Below are 18,505 nucleotides of genomic sequence, written 5' to 3' on the forward strand. Positions count from 1 at the left end.
CTTATCTTGTGTTTAAAGTAAAGATTTAGGAGGATTTTTTATGGATGAAATTTCAATTATGTTTACGATTAAATCATGGTATGTTTTATTACCTCTATTTATTGGTGTGCTTATAGGATTCATTTTCTGGATAAATAAACGAAAAAAAACAGTCAGCATTATGCATTATGTCACCTTAGTCTCATTTGTGATATACCTGCTGTGTGTCATTCACTTGGTATTTTTCCCTATCGGTGTGAATCTCGGGCGTTATGCTAATCAGACTCCATGGTATAAATCTATTAATGCTATTCCCATCGTGACGATCGACATCAAGACATTCTTACTAAATATACTCATGATGCTTCCATTGGGAGTGTATATACCATTATTAATAAAGAACATGGCAGGTATAAAAAAAGCGGCTACGCTTGGATTGATGTTTAGTCTTTCGTTTGAGCTCATACAATTACTTATTCGTGTTACATTGGGCAGTGGCCGCAGTTCAGACATCAATGATATAATTGCAAATACTGCTGGGACTGTGATTGGATTTATGATTATCAACAAACTATATAAAATATCTCTCTTTAAGAAAATATTTCAGCATTTGGAATTGCAGATTATGGAGGTTTGACAATGACGAGAATCCTAATCGTAGAAGATGACCGGGAAATCGCTGAATTAATGCAGATTTATTTAGAAAATGAAGGCTATGACATAATAAAAGCAACAGATGGGATAGAAGGATTTGAAATTCTTAAAGCCCAACCCTTCGATCTCATCATCTTAGATATTATGATGCCAAGAATGGATGGATTGGAATTCTGCAAAAAGGCTCGGCGACATAGTCATGTTCCAATCCTGATGGTGAGTGCTAAGGCTGGAGATATAGACAAGATTATGGGATTAATGACAGGTGCAGACGATTACATGATAAAACCATTTAATCCCCTGGAATTAACCGCACGTGTGAAAGCACTTCTGCGAAGAGCATCGTACCAGTCCTCACCTAAAGAACAAGATATTATACATGTAGGATCTTATATTATCGATAAGCACAGTCATACTGTCACACTTGATGATGTTCCCATTAAACTTACAGTACGTGAATTTAATATATTATTTTTACTGGCTAGTCATCGCGGACGTGTCTTCACATCAGAAGAAATATTTGAAAAGGTGTGGAAGGAGCCTAGTGGAGGGTCGAATCAAACAGTTATGGTGCATATCAGTAATTTACGTGAAAAATTGGAAGCAGCCCTGCCCGGTGAGAGAATCATCCAGACTGTATGGGGAGTAGGCTATAAGATTGAAAAATAAACTGATCAGTCTAATCCATCACTTGCCGAATTGGAAAATTACCCTATATGTCATCCTGTCATTTGTTTTCACTGGCTTCACGTATCTCTTATTAATGCCTGCTATCTGGTACTTAGAAAACAACTCAAGTTTTTTTGAAAGCTTATTTTTTCTTTTATCCTATTTTCGGGAATTTCTGTTCCTGATTTTTTTCATTCCATTACTGGTACTGTATCTTTCGATTTTTTATCACATCGAACGAATACGATATCTATCCTTTCATTTAAGGAAGATTGCCCAAGAAGTGCAAAACTTAAATCAATCAGAAAACAAGGACCATCCCTTAGCTGTTCCTTCTGAATTCGAACCTGTAGCTAAAGGTATTCGTGATATTATGACCACTCACAAACAAGCAGTGGAAAACGTAAAAAAAGCAGAGCAAGCCAAGAGTGAGCTAATCACAAATGTAGCACATGATCTGAGGTCTCCACTCACCTCCATTTTAGGGAATCTTGAATTAATCAATAATGACCGATATCGTGACGAGGTGGAATTAAGATATCGCACTCAGATTATACATGATAAAGCTGTTAGCTTACACACTTTAATCAACGATATTTTTGACTATACCTATACACAAAATCAATCTATGCCTTTAGATCAAAACCTAATTAATCTTGAAGAAATGCTGAATCAGTTGGTGGTACAATATAAGCTCCAGCTCGAAAATGCAGGAATGGAAGTGCGTCTTCACTCGACAGCAAAAAGCCCTATTGTTTCTGGAGATGGGGACAAACTGGTAAGGGTATTTGATAATCTCTTTCAAAATGCAGTTCGTTATGGACATGAGGGGAAATACATTGATATTTTTTTGAGTGAATCAAATCAATACGTTATGATCAATATGACTAATTATGGTGCAGCGATTCCTCAAACGGACCTTCCTTATATATTCGAACGGTTTTATCGAGTCGAAAAATCCCGTTCTACCTTTACTGGCGGATCGGGCTTAGGACTAGCCATTGCCAAAAACATCGTAGAATTGCACGGAGGAACCATTGAAGTAAACAGTACAACAGGCAAAACCACATTTACTGTGGCACTTTTAAAATGAAATATAATATTAAAACTGCTGATGCATTTCGGCAGTTTTTTTGTTAGATTATCTGGATTAACTCCCTTTTTCTTCACTCTGCCTCCATTTTCGGCGGTAATCATCTGGATTAACTCCCTTTTCTCTCACTCTGCCCAACTCGCGTCATTAATTAACTGGATCTGCTATCTATTCAGAATCTTAATCCTTTTTCTTGATGCAGCTACTAACAAAATAAAGCCCTCCGTCACAGGAGGGCTTTTCACTTTTAGTATTTAATCAAGAAATATTTCTTCTTTCCGCGGCGAATGACAGTAAATTGACCTTCTATCTTGTCTTTATCAGTAAGAGTGTAATCAAGCTCTGTTATGCGCTCTCCGTTTACTGAAACAGCGCCATTCGTCACATCTTCACGCGCCTGGCGTTTGGATGGGCAGATTTGGGCAGCAACAAGCAGCTCAACTATGCCCAATTCCTCTCCTTCTGTATGCTCATAAGATGGAACATCCTTAAATCCTTGTTTAATCTCTGCAGCCGAAAGGTTTTTTATATCTCCGCTGAAGAGGGCTGCTGTAATTTTGACAGCCTGTTCTAATGCTTCATCACCATGAATCAGACGTGTCATTTCTTCAGCAAGTGCTTTTTGGGCTTTGCGGAGATGCGGTTCGTTCTGAACAGTTTTTTCAAGATCTTCAATTTCTTCACGGGATAAGAAGGTAAAGAACTTAAGGTATTTGATTACATCCGCATCTGCAGTGTTAATCCAGAATTGGTAAAACTCATAAGGAGATGTTTTCTCCGGATCAAGCCAGATTGCACCGCTTTCCGTTTTTCCGAATTTTGTTCCATCCGCTTTCGTTACAAGAGGGATGGTCAGGCCGTAAGCCTTGGAACCTTCAGGCGCCATTTTACGGATGAGCTCCAGCCCGGTAGTAATATTCCCCCACTGATCGCTTCCGCCAATTTGTATTTTACAATTATGGTTCTCATATAAATGAAGGAAATCCATTGCCTGCAGGATGGTATAAGTGAATTCAGTAAAGGAAATTCCTGTTTCCAGCCTGGAAGAAATGGTGTCTTTAGCGAGCATGTAATTGACTCCGACATGCTTCCCATAATCACGCAGGAACGTTACGATATCCATCGAGCCTGCCCAATCATAGTTGTTAACCATGATTGCACCATTTTCACTATTAAAATCAAAAATTCTTTTCAGCTGGCCCTTAATGCAGTCCACATTATGCTGTACTGTTTCAAGAGTCTGCAGCTTCCTCTCTTCACTTTTGCCGCTTGGATCACCAATAAGTCCAGTAGCCCCGCCAACAAGTACAATTGGACGGTGACCTTCTTTTTGAAAACGCCTTAACATTAGAAATGGCAGCAGGTGTCCAATATGCATGCTGTCAGCAGTGGGATCAACACCGCAGTATAAAGAAATATTCTCTTTTTCGAGAGTATCCTTGATCCCCTCTTCATCTGTCTGCTGATAAACAATTCCTCTCCATTGCAGATCTTCAAGTAAGCTCATCTTAATTCCTCCTAATTAACGGCTATTTTTCAAGGCATTAAAGGTTTTAACCATGCAAAAAGCGCCCCTGCAATTATGCAGGGACGCATGATCAGTTTGCGCGGTACCACCCAGATTGAGGATAAATGTCCTCCACTCTTTTAGAATAACGGATAATCCGTCCACTGCTATAACTGCTGTGCAGGTTGACAGTGAAAGCTCAGGGAGGTATTTCATCCTTCTATTTGTACCGGCTCGCAGCAAACGCCGGCTTTCTGAAACAGGGATAGAAGCATTACTGGATTCCCATCAATGCCTGTAAAATATTAACGTCTAAGATAGAATATTTTTATCACAAAAATGAACCAAATGTCAAATGCCTGTTCAAAAAAGGAAATTTCAGATAAATGGCGAACCATGTCATATTCGGCTGTCACATTGTGCTATAATAGATGTGATTTTAGGGGGATTGATATGATGAAAGAAAAGATTCAAATGTTACTTGACAAATTGAGGCGAACTCCAGGCCTTTTTGGAAATAAGAAAGCTGCAAAAGGTGCGAGCATAACTTACCAGGTTATCTGGAACCTTACTTTGCTTTTTATCATACTGGCTGTCATCGGCGGTGCATTTGCGGGAGGACTCGGAGCCGGTTATTTCGCGTCGCTTGTAAAGGATGAACCTATCAGATCCTATGCCAGCATGAAAAAAGATATTTATGACTATGAAGAAACATCACAGCTATACTTCGCAAATAATGTATATCTCGGAAAGCTCAGAACAGACCTTGAACGCGAAGAAGTTAAGCTTGATGATGTGTCTGAGCACTTAATTAACGCAGTAGTGGCCACTGAAGATGAATATTTCTACGAACATGACGGTGTGGTGCCAAAAGCGATTATGCGCGCACTATTCCAGGAAGTAACAAATTCATCTGTTCAATCCGGCGGAAGTACATTGACTCAGCAGCTGATAAAGAACCAAATCTTAACCAATGAAGTTTCTTTCGAACGGAAAGCAAAAGAGATTCTGCTTGCTTTGCGTCTGGAGAAATTCTTTGATAAAAAAGAGATATTGGAAGCATATCTGAATGTGTCCACCTTTGGAAGAAATGCATCCGGACGGAATATTGCCGGAGTGGAAGCAGCTGCCAAAGGCATTTTTGGGGTGAGTGCAAAAGAATTAACTCTGCCTCAGGCCGCATTCATAGCAGGGCTTCCTCAGAGTCCATTCGGCTACACTCCTTTTACAAGGGAGGGAACGGTCAAAGAGAATCTGGAACCTGGGTTCTCCAGGATGAAAACCGTTCTGAAAAGAATGTATGATGATGGAAAAATTGACCAGAAGCAATACGAAGAAGCTTTGGCTTACGACCTGACAAAGGATTTCACAACAGCTTCTGAGAGCCCATTGGAAAAGTACCCATATTTAACATATGAAATAGAAGAACGCGCAGTAAACATCATGACTAAGATTCTCGCAAAGAATGATGGATATGAAGAGCGGGATTTACAAGAAGATGACGAGCTCCGCGAAGAATACAGGACTCTGGCAGACCGGACAATCCGCCAGAATGGCTTCCGGATTCATACAACAATCAACAAAGATATTTATGATAAAATGCAGCAGGTTAAAGATAAATACCCTTATTACGGGCCTGACAAACCTGAAACGATTAAGGACTCAGAAACCGGTGAAGATAAACAAATCATGGAGCCCGTAGAAGTTGGTGCTATCTTAATTGAAAATAAGACAGGGAAAATCATCAGTTTTGTCGGCGGACGCGATCACAAACGTGAGCAGCTGAACCATGCCACAAGTGCTCTAAGACAAAATGGTTCAACCATGAAGCCGCTCTTAGTGTATGCTCCGGCAATGGAACTTGGTAAAGCCTCACCCGGCACCATTCTGCCTGATGTGCCGCTGCACCTTAATCCGGCAGTAAATAGACCTTGGCCAATGAACTATACGAAAACCTATAGCGGGCTTGTGTCAGCGAGACAAGCACTAAAACATTCGTACAATGTCCCTGCTGTAAAGCTTTATAAGGATATAGTCGGGCAGAGGCCAGCAGCTTACCTGGAGAAAATGGGCTTCACTTCTCTGATCGGCCCTGACTATACAAACTTGTCTACATCCATCGGATCACTGGAATATGGCGTAACAGTAGAAGAAAATACAAACGCCTTTACTACTTTTGCAAATGGCGGAAAATTTATTGACGCCTTTATGATTGAAAAAATTACTGATAAAAACGGGAACGTAATTTTCCAGCATAAGTCCGAGCCTGTTGATGTATTTAGCCCGCAGACAGCGTACCTTACCATTGATATGATGAGAGACGTTATTAACAGCGGAACTGCCACATCGATTAAGAGCAGATTGAAGTTCGGCTCTGACTGGGCGGGGAAAACCGGTACCGGTACCGAATTCATAGATTCCTGGTTTGTCGCTTCCAACCCAAATGTCACTTTCGGCATCTGGTCTGGATATGATACGCCTAAATCATTAAAAGCTCCAGGGCCTCTAAGCTATAGCTTGCGTACCAACTATCTCTGGGCAGATCTGATGAATGCAGCATATGACGTTGCCCCTGACCTTGTGGACCCGAGCGAAAGCTTTAAAATGCCGGGCGGAATCGTAAGACGTTCATTCTGTGCCATTTCCGGCCTGCTTCCATCAGAGGCTTGTTCTAAAGCTGGCCTGGTTGAGACTGATTTATTCAATGCAAAATTTGTTCCTACTAAAGCTGATGACAGCCTTGGCAATGGAAAACTTGTACGAATTGGCGAGAAAAAATATATGGCACTTGACTCAACACCAGCAGAGTTTACTGAACCTGGAATGGTAGTGAATCCGGATTATATTCAAAAACTATTCGGCATTAAAGCAAATCTAAGTACTCTTATTCCGAATAAAGAACGCTGGAAGAGCATACTGACTAGCGCTGACCAGCTCAAAGACAATGGTAAAGCCCCTGCAGCCCCAGGCATAAAAGCTTCGGGGGAAACCATTTCATGGGGCGCGCACTCCGAAAATGATGTAATAGGTTACCGCGTCTATAACGGAGGCAAAAAAGTCGCTACCATAAAAGCCGGCTCCTCTCTTAGCTTTAAGGCTGGAAGCGGCTCGATCCATGTCACAGCCGTTGACATTGCCGGCAGAGAGTCTGCTCCTTCCAATGTAGTGGCAATCGGCAAAAAGCCGGAAGAAGGGAAAACTAAAGAAGAAAAACCTAAGGAAGAAAAACCAAAGCAAGATAAGCCTAAGAAAGAAAAACCGAAAGATCCGCCAGCCGAAGAAAAACCCAAGGAAGAAAAACCATCAGAAGCCGTTGAAGGTGGAGACACATCATCTGAAAATGGTTAAAACGAAAAGCAGAAATTCAGTGACTGGATTTCTGCTTTTCTTTATTTTGTACGTTCAAAGCACAAAAAGGCCGCTGTCTTTAAACAGCGGCCTTCAGCTTTCTTAATCTTCCATTGTAGACAAATCACCTGCTGGCAGATCCAGTTCCCATGCCTTAAGCACACGGCGCATGATTTTTCCGCTTCGTGTTTTTGGAAGCTTGTCGCGGAATTCGATTTCACGCGGAGCAGCATGGGCAGCAAGGCCCTTCTTAACAAATTGGCGGATTTCATCCACTAATTCCTCAGTAGGTTCATATCCGTCCCGTAAAGCAACAAAAGCTTTAATTATTTCTCCGCGGACAGGATCTGGCTTGCCGATAACCCCAGCTTCTGCAACAGCAGGATGTTCTATCAGCTTGCTCTCTACTTCAAATGGTCCTACACGTTCGCCAGAAGTCATGATAACGTCATCTACACGGCCCTGGAACCAGAAGTATCCATCTTCATCCATATAAGCCGAGTCTCCGGAAACATACCAATCACCTGGCATAAAATAAGATTCATATTTTTGCTCGTTATTCCAGATGGCATGCATCATGGAAGGCCAGCCTTTTTTAATCGCAAGGTTGCCCATACGGTTAGGCGGCAGTTCATTGCCCTGATCATCGACTATGGCTGCCTTAACACCCGGAATCGGCTTACCCATAGAACCCGGCTTTATTTCCATGCATGGATAATTGCAGATAAGCTGTGCGCCTGTTTCTGTCATCCACCATGTATCATGGATACGCATGTTAAAGACTTTTGTACCCCATCTGACTACTTCAGGATTTAGCGGTTCACCGACACTGAGGACATGGCGAAGAGAACTTAAATCAAATTTCTTCACAACCTCATCACCTGCTCCCATCAGCATGCGGAAAGCAGTCGGAGCACTGTACCAAACTGTAACGCCATACTCCTCAATCATTTTATACCAGGTTTCCGGATTGAACCTTCCCCCGACCACAAGGTTTGAAGTCCCTGTAAGCCAAGGGCCGAAAATGCCATATGAAGTACCGGTTACCCAGCCTGGATCAGCAGTGCACCAGTATACATCTTCTTCTTTTAAATCCAGCACCCATTTAGCTGTCTGGTAATGCTGAATCATTGCATTATGTACATGCAGAACTCCTTTTGGCTTGCCTGTTGAACCGGAAGTATAATGCAAAATAAGCCCATCATTTCCGTCTACCCATTCAATTGCGAGCTTTCTGCTGGATTCAGCCATTCTTTTATTAAAATCTACATATGGCCCGGATTCTTCGATATTTTCCCCTACAAGGAATACATGCTTTAAAGCAGGCAGCTGGTCAACAGGCACTCGCTCCAAAAGCTCAGGTGTTGTAATCAGGACTTTTGCTTCACTGTCAGCAAGTCTGTCACGGACAGCTCCTTCCATGAAAGCTTCAAATAGAGGCCCTACAATAGCCCCAAGCTTAACAGCCCCCAACACGGAAAAATAGAGTTCAGGAGAACGCGGCATAAAGATAAACACCCGGTCGCCTTTCTCAACATCTCCATATGCTTTTAATGCATTTCCCGCTTTATTGGATAGTTCCTTCATTTCTTTGAACGTATATTTCTCATTTCTCTGTCCATCACGATAATAAAGGGCAACCTTATTTTTCCTGAAAGATTCCGCATGGCGGTCGATGGCCTCATACGCCATATTCATGCGCCCGGTTTCTTTCCAGGAAAATTCTTTTTCTGCATCAGCCCAGTTGAAATTTTCATAAAGTTCATCATAATTCTTTAAATTGAAGTCCCCTTGTGTTACTGGCAGCGCTTCCACTTTCATAAATCGTTCTCCCCCTTATTTAGATTTGATATTATTATAGTATAAACATTATATTTTCTCAATTTTTAAAATTTTAATAGAGTAAAAATACAATTGTGAACAAACTCGAAAATTGTCACAAACTTATTTTAATTACACAGAAAATTATGTGAAAGCGCTTTATCATCCTCGTTTTTATGTATAATAGAGGTACATTGAACATGCTACCGGGTGGTGAATTCATGGAACATAAAAAAACGTATAATGCAAAGGAATTAAAAACAGCCAATGGAAATTTAATCATTGAGGGGCCAATTGCACCTGAAAAATTGGCAGATTATGAGTTTCATAAAGATCTTGTGGCTTTCAGGCCGCCGGCTCAGCAGCATAAAGCACTTGTAGAGATTGCGGGATTGCCTGAGGGCAGAATTATAGTCGCCCGTGACAGACATACCATTGTCGGCTATGTTACTTACTTGTATCCCGATCCTCTTGAACGCTGGTCGGAGGGTAAAATGGATAATTTAATCGAATTGGGTGCGATAGAAGTAATTCCAGCTTTCCGGGGTTCGGGAACAGGCAAGAACCTGCTGAAGGTTTCTATGATGGACGATGCAATGGAGGATTATATTGTTATAACAACTGAATATTATTGGCATTGGGATTTAAAAGGAACTGGCCTGAATGTATGGGAATATCGAAAAATCATGGAAAAGATGATGAATGCCGGCGGTCTTGAATGGTATGCCACAGATGACCCGGAAATCAGTTCTCACCCTGCAAATTGCCTAATGGCCCGCATTGGAAAAAGAGTGGACCAGGATTCTGTTCAGCAATTTGACCGCCTTCGCTTTATGAATCGTTTTATGTATTAAATCTTAATAAAAACAAAATACATAGTTCATGCATGACTATTTATTACGGCATGAATGTTTCTCCATATCTTTTATAAGGAGGCATTTAAAGTGATTGTAGAAGAAATTATGAAAACCGATATCACGGCCTTGTCAGAAGAAGACACTATTGCCGATGCCATAAGAATTATGAGCGAAAAAAGAATCCGTCATTTGCCGATAACAGATAAAGATGGCAGATTGCAGGGACTTGTAACAGATAGAGATATTCGTGATGCCACACCTTCTATTTTTCATACAGAACTATTTAAGGAAGATCTGCAAAGGCCGCTGAAAATGATTATGAAGACAGAAATCATTACAGGTCATCCTCTTGATTTTGCTGAAGAAATTGCTGCGGTTTTTTATGAACAGCGCATTGGCTGCCTGCCCATTTTAAACGATAATAAACTGGTTGGGATTGTCACAGAAACAGATTTGCTTCATACATTAGTTCAATTGACGGGAGCTCATCAGCCAGGCTCGCAGATTGAAGTAAAGGTGCCTAACAAGGCGGGCATGCTGTTTGAAATCGCTGAAGTCATCTGCAAAAGGAAAGCAAATATCCAGAGTGTCCTTGTATACCCAGACAAAAAGGATGATAAATTCAAAATACTGGTTATAAGGGTACAGACAATGAACCCCACGCTTGTAGTTGAAGATTTGAAAAAAGCAGGCCATCATGTATTGTGGCCAAATATGCCGGGGATTTCACTATGACACATGATTCAGTATTTGTTTATTCGGAAGACCTGCTGAACTACAAATTCAGCAAAAATCATCCTTTTAATCAGATAAGGCTGAAGCTGACACTCGATTTGCTTAAAAATATCGATGCTATTGATGACTGCCATATTATCCCGCCTCGGCAGGCTGCGGATGAAGAGCTTCACCTGATTCATGATCCTAATTATGTAAATGCGGTCAAGCTTGCCGGCCGGGGACAGCTTCCGGAGGATATCGGTGAAAACTATGGGCTCGGAACAGAGGACACACCTATTTTTCCCAATATGCACGAAGCAAGCTCCCTTTTAGTAGGAGGCACTCTGACAGCCGTTGATGCTGTTATGAACGGACGTGCTAAGCACGCACTGCATCTTGGCGGAGGCCTTCACCACGGTTTTCGGGGAAAAGCCTCCGGATTTTGCATTTACAATGATAGCTCAGTAGCCATAAAGTACATGCAGGAGAAGTATAAAGCACGAATACTGTATGTGGATACAGATGCTCATCATGGTGATGGTGTCCAATGGTCATTTTATGATGATCCGGATGTATGCACCTTATCAATTCATGAAACCGGCCGATATCTTTTTCCCGGCACCGGAAATGTTAATGAACGGGGGCAAGGCAAAGGATATGGATTCTCTTTCAATATTCCCGTGGATGCATTTACTGAAGATGATTCCTGGCTTCATGCATACCGCACAGCTTTCCGGGAGATTGCAGAATTTTTCAAGCCTGATGTAATTCTGACCCAAAATGGTGCTGATGCACATTATCTTGACCCTCTTACCCATTTATCATCTACTATAAAGATCTACAGGGAAATTCCGAAACTGGCCCATGAAATTGCCCATGAATACTGTGGCGGTAAATGGATTGCAGTCGGCGGTGGCGGTTATGATATTTGGAGAGTTGTTCCCCGGGCATGGGCCATGATTTGGCTTGAAATGACCGAAAACTCTAATTGTTACGGCAATATACCGGAACAATGGATAAACAAGTGGAAAGAACACGCACCCGTTCCTCTTCCAACTGAATGGGATGATCCGGCTGATTTATATAAGCCAATTCCCCGTAAAAGTGAAATAACTGAAAAAAATGCCCGTACGGTGGACAAGGTGCTTTATCCCATTCGGCACAAGACAATGACAGAGTCTTTCTAGGAAAATATTTGCCAGATACATTTCTTCATATGCAAATAAACAGGTCCGGCATTTGCCAGACCTGTTTATTTGTTATTCTCTTCATTAAATTTCGGATCTGAAATAATGATTTCAACACGTCTGTTTTTCTCCCAATTCTCCGGTCCGGAATTAGGAACGATAGGACGGGTTTCTCCATAGCCGACAGCCATAAATCGGTGGATGTCAAGTTTATGTCCTTCTGTTAAATATCTGATTACTGTACTCGCCCTGGCAGCAGATAACTCCCAATTGGATGGATACCTGTATGTAGTAATAGGCCGGTCATCAGTATGTCCCTCCACCTTAACCGGATTGGGCATGTTTGCCAACAAGGTTCCTACTTTATCAAGGAAAGGGTATGAGCTGTCTATCAGACTGGCATCTCCGGATTCGAATAAAACCTGTTCCTGCAGAACGAGAACGACACCACGCTCTGTCCTGTTTGCCACTATGACTTTTTCTAATCCATTCTCATCAAGAAACGACTGAATTTCCACCTGGAGCTTATCAAGTGAATCTGATTGCCTGCTGTCTTCCTCCTTTTCCGTTTTTTCTTCCATTTCTCCCTGATTCTCCGCCGGAACGATGGACGGCTGGAAATCAAGAACCTGTCTGTCCCGGAAGGAGTCAGATATCGCCTGAAATTTCATTAAATCAATCTGTGACATTGAAAATAGCAGGATAAAGAAAACCAATATTAATGTGACGAGATCCGAGAAAGTCACCATCCAGCTTGGGGCACCTTTGGGAGGCTCAGGAGATCTTCGCCTACGCCTCATGATCCAGCGCCTCCCCTGCGTTTACTGCCCTCTCAAGCTCTCTCCGCTCCTTAGAGGATAAAAAAGCGCTCAGCTTCTCCTCCAGAATTTTTGGATTTTGCCCGGATTGAACACCGATGACCCCTTCAATAATAATCTCCTTCAGAAATACTTCCTTCTCTGTCTTTAAAGCCAGCTTTGCTGCCATCGGGAGAAACACAAGATTAGCGAGCAGCGAGCCATATAATGTAGTTAAGAGGGCAATGGCCATGTTGGGCCCTAGAGTGGAGGGATCATTTAAGTTTTTCAGCATCAGAACCAGACCGATCAGGGTTCCGATCATTCCCCATGCCGGTGCATACTCACCCGCTCTTTCAAAAATGCTCCTGCCCTTCCTGTGCCTCTCTTCCATCGCCATTATTTCCGCATTCATTATGTCCGTAATCACATCTGGCTCTATACCGTCCACCGCCAGATAAATGCCTTTGCGAATGAAAGAATCTTCGACTTTCTCGACTTCAGCCTCAAGCGACAAAAGCCCTTCACGCCGTGCACGATCAGAGAGTTTGACAAAAATGCCAATCAGCTCTCCTACGCTTTGTTCTTCACTAGTAAAAACCTGCTTAAAAACGGCAGCCATATGCCTGATATCTTTTAAAGGAAAACTAACAAGCAGCCCGGCTATTAATCCGCCTAAAACAATAAGGATAGAAGAAGGATCAACAAATGATAAAAACCCATCTGTTCCTCCATTCCACATAATCCCAAAAATAAGCATAGCCAGGCCCACCATTAACCCTGCAGGTGTTAACATATCGAACTTTCTCATACTCTCTCTCCCTGATCCACTGCATTATCTAAACGTTTTAGTATAAAAATTGACAGAAAGAAACGCCTTTATGATTAAGGCGTTTTACTTTCTACTTATATCGGCAGATATCTTATTTTGTTGAGCTTCGTTCTTCAATTCGATGAGGGAGTACAACAATTTGCTCGTCGACTGATTCTTTATTCATAAGTTTTGTAAGCAATCTCATAGCAACTGCACCTATATCATACAATGGCTGTACAACTGATGTCAGCTGAGGACGGACCATTAAAGTCAATCTCGTATTGTCTGAACTGATGATCTCAAAGTCTTTCGGGACATCATAGCCTTTATCCTCGGCCCCATGGACGATTCCCAAAGCCATCTCATCAGACCCTGCAAAAATAGCAGTTGGGCGAGGATCAGCCTCAAGCAGTTTTTCAAAGGCTTCTATGCCTGAATCGTACGTATAATCTCCTTCAACCACCAATTCATCGCGGAACGATACTTCAGCTTCTTCCAGCGCACGCATATAGCCTGCAAGCTTCTTATCCTGATTAATCGGCTCGCGGAGGGGTCCTACCACAAGAGCTACATCTTTATGGCCTTTTTCAATAAATGACTTTGTGACATCAAATGCTGCCTGTTCATAATTAATATTGACTGATGGAATTTTGCCTGTTTCTTCAATAGAGCCGGCAAGTACGATTGGAACTGGAGACTTTTCAAACTCCTCAACAAGCTCGGACGTAATGTTGCCGCCCATAAAGACTATTCCATCCACCTGTTTCCCGAGCATAGTATTAAGCAAGTGCAGCTCCTTTTCGATATTCTGATCGGAGTTGCTGAGAATGATATTGTATTTATACATTGTCGCAATATCTTCTATACCCCTTGCCAACTCTGCAAAAAAGGTGCTTGAAATATCTGGAATAATCACACCGACTGTAGTCGTTTTTTTGCTTGCCAGCCCTCTCGCAACTGCGTTGGGGCGGTATCCAAGCCGGTCAATTACTTCCATTACCTTTTTTCTGGTTGCGGGTTTAACATTCGGGTTGCCATTTACTACACGAGAAACCGTTGCCATTGATACATTCGCTTCTCTTGCCACATCATATATTGTTACATTCATTACTGACACTCCTTCTTTAATTAGCGATCACATTTATTACTTTATATTTTACAGCAACACGACATAACCTACTCATTTTTTATCCTATTTTGTGAGTAGTTACACATGAACAATTATGTATCTAATCATACGACAGTCCAGGAATTGCCGCAATGTCAAGGCTTATATTTCTGAAAAAAACTTAATATTTCACTTTACAAGCGAAAAAGAGCCCTCTGCTATTAGCAGAAGGCTCTCCATATTTTGAATAGTTCCTTTGTGCTGAATCAGAATACGTGAACAGCTCTCATCGACTGGATTAGAACCACTCCTGACAGATCTGCTCCAGCGAACGGCTCTTATCAGCCGGATTAGAGCCACTCCCGAAGGATCTGCTCTCGCGAACGGCTCTTCTTCCCAAGGTCACACTCTCAACAATGCTGAAGATTGAAGTTCGGACATAAAATGGTCAAATTGATTTAAGTCCATCTGCTGTGCCGAATCTGAAAGGGCAACAGCCGGGTCAGGATGAACTTCAGCCATTACGCCATCTGCACCGATTGCCAAGGCTGCTTTTGCTGCCGGAAGGAGCAAGTCTCTGCGGCCTGTTGAGTGTGTAACGTCAACAAGTACAGGCAAATGTGTTTCCTGCTTAAGGATTGGAACTGCAGAAATATCAAGTGTATTTCGTGTTGCCCGCTCATAGGTGCGGATTCCGCGCTCACATAGGATGATCTGTCCGTTCCCCTGGGACATGATGTATTCCGCAGCATTAATGAATTCTTCAATTGTAGCTGCAATTCCACGCTTTAATAGAACTGGCTTATTTACAGCACCCGCAGCTTTTAATAGCTCGAAGTTTTGCATGTTTCTTGCACCGATTTGAATAACATCAATATAATCTACGGCTGTTTCAATATCATTAGGGCTTACAATTTCAGAAATAACGGCCAGATCATATTCATCTGCCACTCTTTTTAAAATTTTCAGGCCTTCAAGGCCAAGACCCTGGAAATCATATGGCGATGTTCTTGGCTTATATGCTCCTCCGCGAAGAAGCTTAAGCCCTTTTGCTTTTACAGCTTCTGCAACAGTTGCTACCTGCTCATACGATTCAACTGCACATGGGCCAAAAACAAGATGAGGATTGCCATCTCCTACTTTTTCACCTTTTAAGTCCACAATTGTGTTTTCAGGCTTCTTTTTGCGTGAAACAAGAAGTGCTTTTCTATGATCATCTTTTTGAAGTTCAAGACCTGCTTTAAAAATTTCCTTGAACATATGCTCAATTGTTGAATTTTCAAAAGGACCGTCATTATGCTCTTTTATCAAATCCAGCATTTTGCGTTCCCGGACAGGATCATAACGATAAACCCCTTGTGTTTCCTTTACTCTGCCGATTTCTTGAACAAGTTCTGCTCTTTCGTTGATTAAAGATAAAAGCTGAAGATTCAGCTCATCCACTCGATTACGAAGTTTATCTAGCTCATTATTGCTCATTTCCTGTCCCTTCCTTTCGATTCTGAGATTTAGCCGTGATGGTTTCAGGATTTATGTTCAGGATGCATACACCGTTAAACATTTCCATCTTTCTCTTTTACGGCCTCTTGATATGTGATACATTTTTTATAATTAGGGTTATTATATATGAATTATTCAGACATGTCACGAAAAATTTCTTTATTAATTAAACGCTTTTAAGTAATAAAGCGATTTTAAGGCTAAATTAAGCATTTCTATGACAATTAAAAAGAAGGTGTATTGCTTTGGATGGACAAAAAAAGCTGTTTGCACTGGATATAGGCACTCGCACGGTGGTCGGAATTATTCTGGAAGAAGACGGCGGCCAATACCATGTGAAAGACATCGTGATTAGGGAACATGCAGAGAGGGCCATGCTCGACGGCCAGATTCATGATGTTCCGGCTGTTTCAAAGATTATAGCAGAAATCAGGGATGAACTTGAAGTGAAACATGGCCCATTAAAAAAAGTTTGTGTAGCAGCGGCAGGCAGGGCTTTAAAAACGGAAAGATCTGAAATATCGGTCAGCATTAAAGGCAAACCGATGATGCAAAAACAGGATATTCTTCACCTTGAATTAAGTGCTGTTCAGCAGGCACAGGCAATCGCTGCAGAAAAGCAGGCAGCTGAAAAAAGCTTTTATTACTATTGTGTTGGATATTCGGTTTTATACTATCGTCTTGATGGTGAAGAAATCGGCAGCCTGATTGATCAGCAAGGGGATGAAGCATCAGTTGAAATCATTGCTACCTTCCTGCCCAAGGTTGTAGTGGAGTCGCTCATCTCAGCTCTTCAAAGGGCTGGCCTGGAAATGGAAGCCTTAACACTGGAGCCAATTGCAGCTATTAATGTCCTTATCCCTCCTTCAATGAGAAGGCTTAATGTGGCGCTTGTTGATATCGGTGCCGGAACATCTGATATTGCCATAACAGATTTGGGCACAGTTACTGCATTTGGAATGGTTCCTGTAGCAGGCGACGAAATCACCGAAGCCATCAGTGACCAGCTTCTTCTGGATTTCCCTCTAGCCGAAAAGGCAAAAAGAGACTTGCATCAATCCAATACGATTACTGTCACAGATATTCTAGGCTTCCAATCAGAAATCAGTAAAGAAGAAACAATTGAAAAAATTTCTCCAGCGCTTGAACGCTTGACAAATTCCATCTGCGGCGAAATATTGCGGCTTAATAACAGGCCGCCAAAAGCTGTCATGCTGGCAGGCGGCGGGAGCTTAACACCTGGACTCCCTGAAAGAATAGCAAACAGACTGGGGCTTCCCGCAAATAGAGTTGCCATTAGGGGAATTGATGCAATCAGCGGACTAAATTTACCGGATTATACAAATCAAGGCCCTGAATTAGTCACTCCAATAGGAATCGCAATTGCCGCTAAAAAAGCTCCGGTCCAGTATTGCACTGTTTACGTCAACGAACAGCCTGTCCGGCTGTTTGAGGTTAAAGACCTGACAGTCGGGGATGGTCTGCTGGCAGCAGGAATAAAAATGAATAAGCTTTATGGGAAGCCCGGGCTTGCCATGATTATCAATTTAAATGGGCAAAACATTACAATCCCGGGAAGCCATGGAGAAGCCCCAGTCATCACACGCAACAGCTTTCCAAGCGCTTTGGATGAAGAAATCAAATCTGGGGATATCTTAACAGTTTCAAAAGGGCGTGACGGATTGCCTGCTGAAGTTTGCATAAAGGATTTAATTGACGAAGTTCCTGAAAAATCAATCACTATTAACGGAAAGCAATACACAATTCATCCTGCTCTTACCTGTAATGAAAAAGCCGCCACGCTTGAGCAGATTCTTGCTGATCGGGATAAAATAGAGTGCAGGGTTCCCGAAACAGCTGAAGACATCTTAAAATATTTAAATCTGGATAATCTATTAAACGAACTAAAGCCTTTTCGAATCAGCATTAACAAGAAAGATACTTTTCTCCCGCGCCATTCCGGAAAGCTATTTAAAAACGGGCTTGAGGTGAATTGTCACAGCATAGTCGATGATGGTGACAGTCTTCAAATTGAAAAAGGAAGCACTCTGACTGTAAAGGAATTAGCACGTATTAAGCAGCTGGCACTTCAGGAAAGCATTCCGGTCATTTTTAACGGCAAGAAAATAGAGCTGTCCAGAGGAATACTCGAATTCCAGAGAGAAGGAATTGTCCTCAACGAAGATGATGTGATATCTGCTGGTGATGCCATTGCAATCCTGGAAAAGCCAAGAACTCCCTTTATTTTTCAGGATATATTCAGCCATGTTAATATTGATATGCCTGCTTCCTCTTCGGGCGGCTTTATACTTTTGAAAAATGGAGAAAAAACTTCTTTTCATGAACCAGTAGCGCCTGGCGACAACCTCAAAATTGTTTGGCCAGCCATAACTAATAAACCGTCAACTCTAAAATATAGCTAAAAATTAAAAACCCATCCGATTGGATGGGTTT

At 42.0% G+C, this 18,505-nt stretch carries 14 protein-coding genes and 1 other annotated feature; of the genes, 8 read left to right on the plus strand and 6 right to left on the minus strand.

Going from position 1 to position 18,505, the window contains the following annotated elements; all coding sequences use genetic code 11:
* Positions 1-40: 40 nt before the first annotated feature.
* The 3 genes from AC6CHU_RS02895 to AC6CHU_RS02905 are packed head-to-tail and all read left to right on the plus strand — an operon-like array spanning position 41 to position 2,395.
* A complete protein-coding gene (locus AC6CHU_RS02895; protein WP_159870942.1) occupies positions 41-616 on the plus strand; it encodes a VanZ family protein in 576 nt (191 codons plus the stop codon).
* A gap of 2 nt (positions 617-618) precedes the next feature.
* Positions 619-1,302 carry a response regulator transcription factor gene (locus AC6CHU_RS02900; protein WP_159870939.1) on the plus strand — a complete coding sequence of 228 codons (684 nt, stop codon included), beginning with the start codon at positions 619-621 and terminating at the stop codon, positions 1,300-1,302.
* Positions 1,292-2,395, plus strand: coding sequence for a sensor histidine kinase (locus tag AC6CHU_RS02905; RefSeq protein ID WP_159870937.1), 1,104 nt, complete (start codon positions 1,292-1,294; stop codon positions 2,393-2,395). Before AC6CHU_RS02900 ends, AC6CHU_RS02905 begins: the two co-directional genes overlap by 11 nt.
* A gap of 247 nt (positions 2,396-2,642) precedes the next feature.
* On the opposite strand, the gene tyrS is transcribed toward AC6CHU_RS02905, so the two are convergent.
* Positions 2,643-3,902, minus strand: a complete 1,260-nt coding sequence (tyrS, locus tag AC6CHU_RS02910) for a tyrosine--tRNA ligase (RefSeq protein ID WP_498119993.1) — start codon at positions 3,900-3,902, stop codon at positions 2,643-2,645.
* Between the two features lie 76 nt (positions 3,903-3,978).
* Positions 3,979-4,203 (minus strand) — a binding site (T-box leader).
* 152 nt (positions 4,204-4,355) lie between these two features.
* Between tyrS and AC6CHU_RS02915 the strand changes: the two genes are divergently transcribed.
* A complete protein-coding gene (locus AC6CHU_RS02915) occupies positions 4,356-7,250 on the plus strand; it encodes a transglycosylase domain-containing protein (RefSeq protein ID WP_159870931.1) in 2,895 nt (964 codons plus the stop codon).
* Positions 7,251-7,352: 102 nt separating this feature from the next.
* On the opposite strand, the gene acsA is transcribed toward AC6CHU_RS02915, so the two are convergent.
* Positions 7,353-9,071, minus strand: coding sequence for an acetate--CoA ligase (acsA, locus tag AC6CHU_RS02920; protein WP_159870928.1), 1,719 nt, complete (start codon positions 9,069-9,071; stop codon positions 7,353-7,355).
* 221 nt (positions 9,072-9,292) lie between these two features.
* Between acsA and AC6CHU_RS02925 the strand changes: the two genes are divergently transcribed.
* The 3 genes from AC6CHU_RS02925 to AC6CHU_RS02935 all read left to right on the plus strand — a co-directional run bounded on the left by AC6CHU_RS02925 (position 9,293) and on the right by AC6CHU_RS02935 (position 11,832).
* Entirely contained in the window at positions 9,293-9,925 is a 633-nt protein-coding gene (locus tag AC6CHU_RS02925) for a GNAT family N-acetyltransferase (RefSeq protein ID WP_421515148.1), read from the plus strand.
* Positions 9,926-10,015: 90 nt separating this feature from the next.
* Complete coding sequence (locus tag AC6CHU_RS02930) at positions 10,016-10,663, plus strand: acetoin utilization AcuB family protein (RefSeq protein ID WP_159870922.1); 648 nt, start codon at positions 10,016-10,018, stop codon at positions 10,661-10,663.
* Positions 10,660-11,832, plus strand: a complete 1,173-nt coding sequence (locus tag AC6CHU_RS02935; RefSeq protein ID WP_159870919.1) for an acetoin utilization protein AcuC — start codon at positions 10,660-10,662, stop codon at positions 11,830-11,832. The genes AC6CHU_RS02930 and AC6CHU_RS02935 overlap by 4 nt, the downstream gene beginning before the upstream one ends.
* Before the next feature lie 65 nt (positions 11,833-11,897).
* Here AC6CHU_RS02935 and motS read toward each other — a convergent pair whose 3' ends face one another.
* From motS to AC6CHU_RS02955, 4 genes are all read right to left on the minus strand, one after another.
* Positions 11,898-12,632 carry a flagellar motor protein MotS gene (gene motS, locus AC6CHU_RS02940; protein WP_498119996.1) on the minus strand — a complete coding sequence of 245 codons (735 nt, stop codon included), beginning with the start codon at positions 12,630-12,632 and terminating at the stop codon, positions 11,898-11,900.
* The gene (motP, locus tag AC6CHU_RS02945; RefSeq protein ID WP_159870913.1) at positions 12,622-13,440 is read right to left on the minus strand and encodes a flagellar motor protein MotP; all 819 of its coding nucleotides are present in this window, start codon (positions 13,438-13,440) and stop codon (positions 12,622-12,624) included. The genes motS and motP overlap by 11 nt, the downstream gene beginning before the upstream one ends.
* A 112-nt stretch (positions 13,441-13,552) precedes the next feature.
* Positions 13,553-14,551 carry a catabolite control protein A gene (gene ccpA, locus AC6CHU_RS02950; protein WP_498119998.1) on the minus strand — a complete coding sequence of 333 codons (999 nt, stop codon included), beginning with the start codon at positions 14,549-14,551 and terminating at the stop codon, positions 13,553-13,555.
* A 402-nt stretch (positions 14,552-14,953) separates the two neighbouring features.
* Positions 14,954-16,030 (minus strand): bifunctional 3-deoxy-7-phosphoheptulonate synthase/chorismate mutase, encoded by a 1,077-nt coding sequence (locus tag AC6CHU_RS02955; protein ID WP_251283916.1) that lies wholly within the window; start codon positions 16,028-16,030, stop codon positions 14,954-14,956.
* 266 nt (positions 16,031-16,296) lie between these two features.
* On the opposite strand from AC6CHU_RS02955, the gene pilM reads away from it, so the two are divergent.
* Complete coding sequence (gene pilM, locus AC6CHU_RS02960; protein ID WP_251283915.1) at positions 16,297-18,474, plus strand: cell division protein FtsA; 2,178 nt, start codon at positions 16,297-16,299, stop codon at positions 18,472-18,474.
* The last annotated feature ends 31 nt before the right edge of the window (positions 18,475-18,505 follow it).

This window comes from Cytobacillus sp. GQ23, assembly GCF_059758675.1.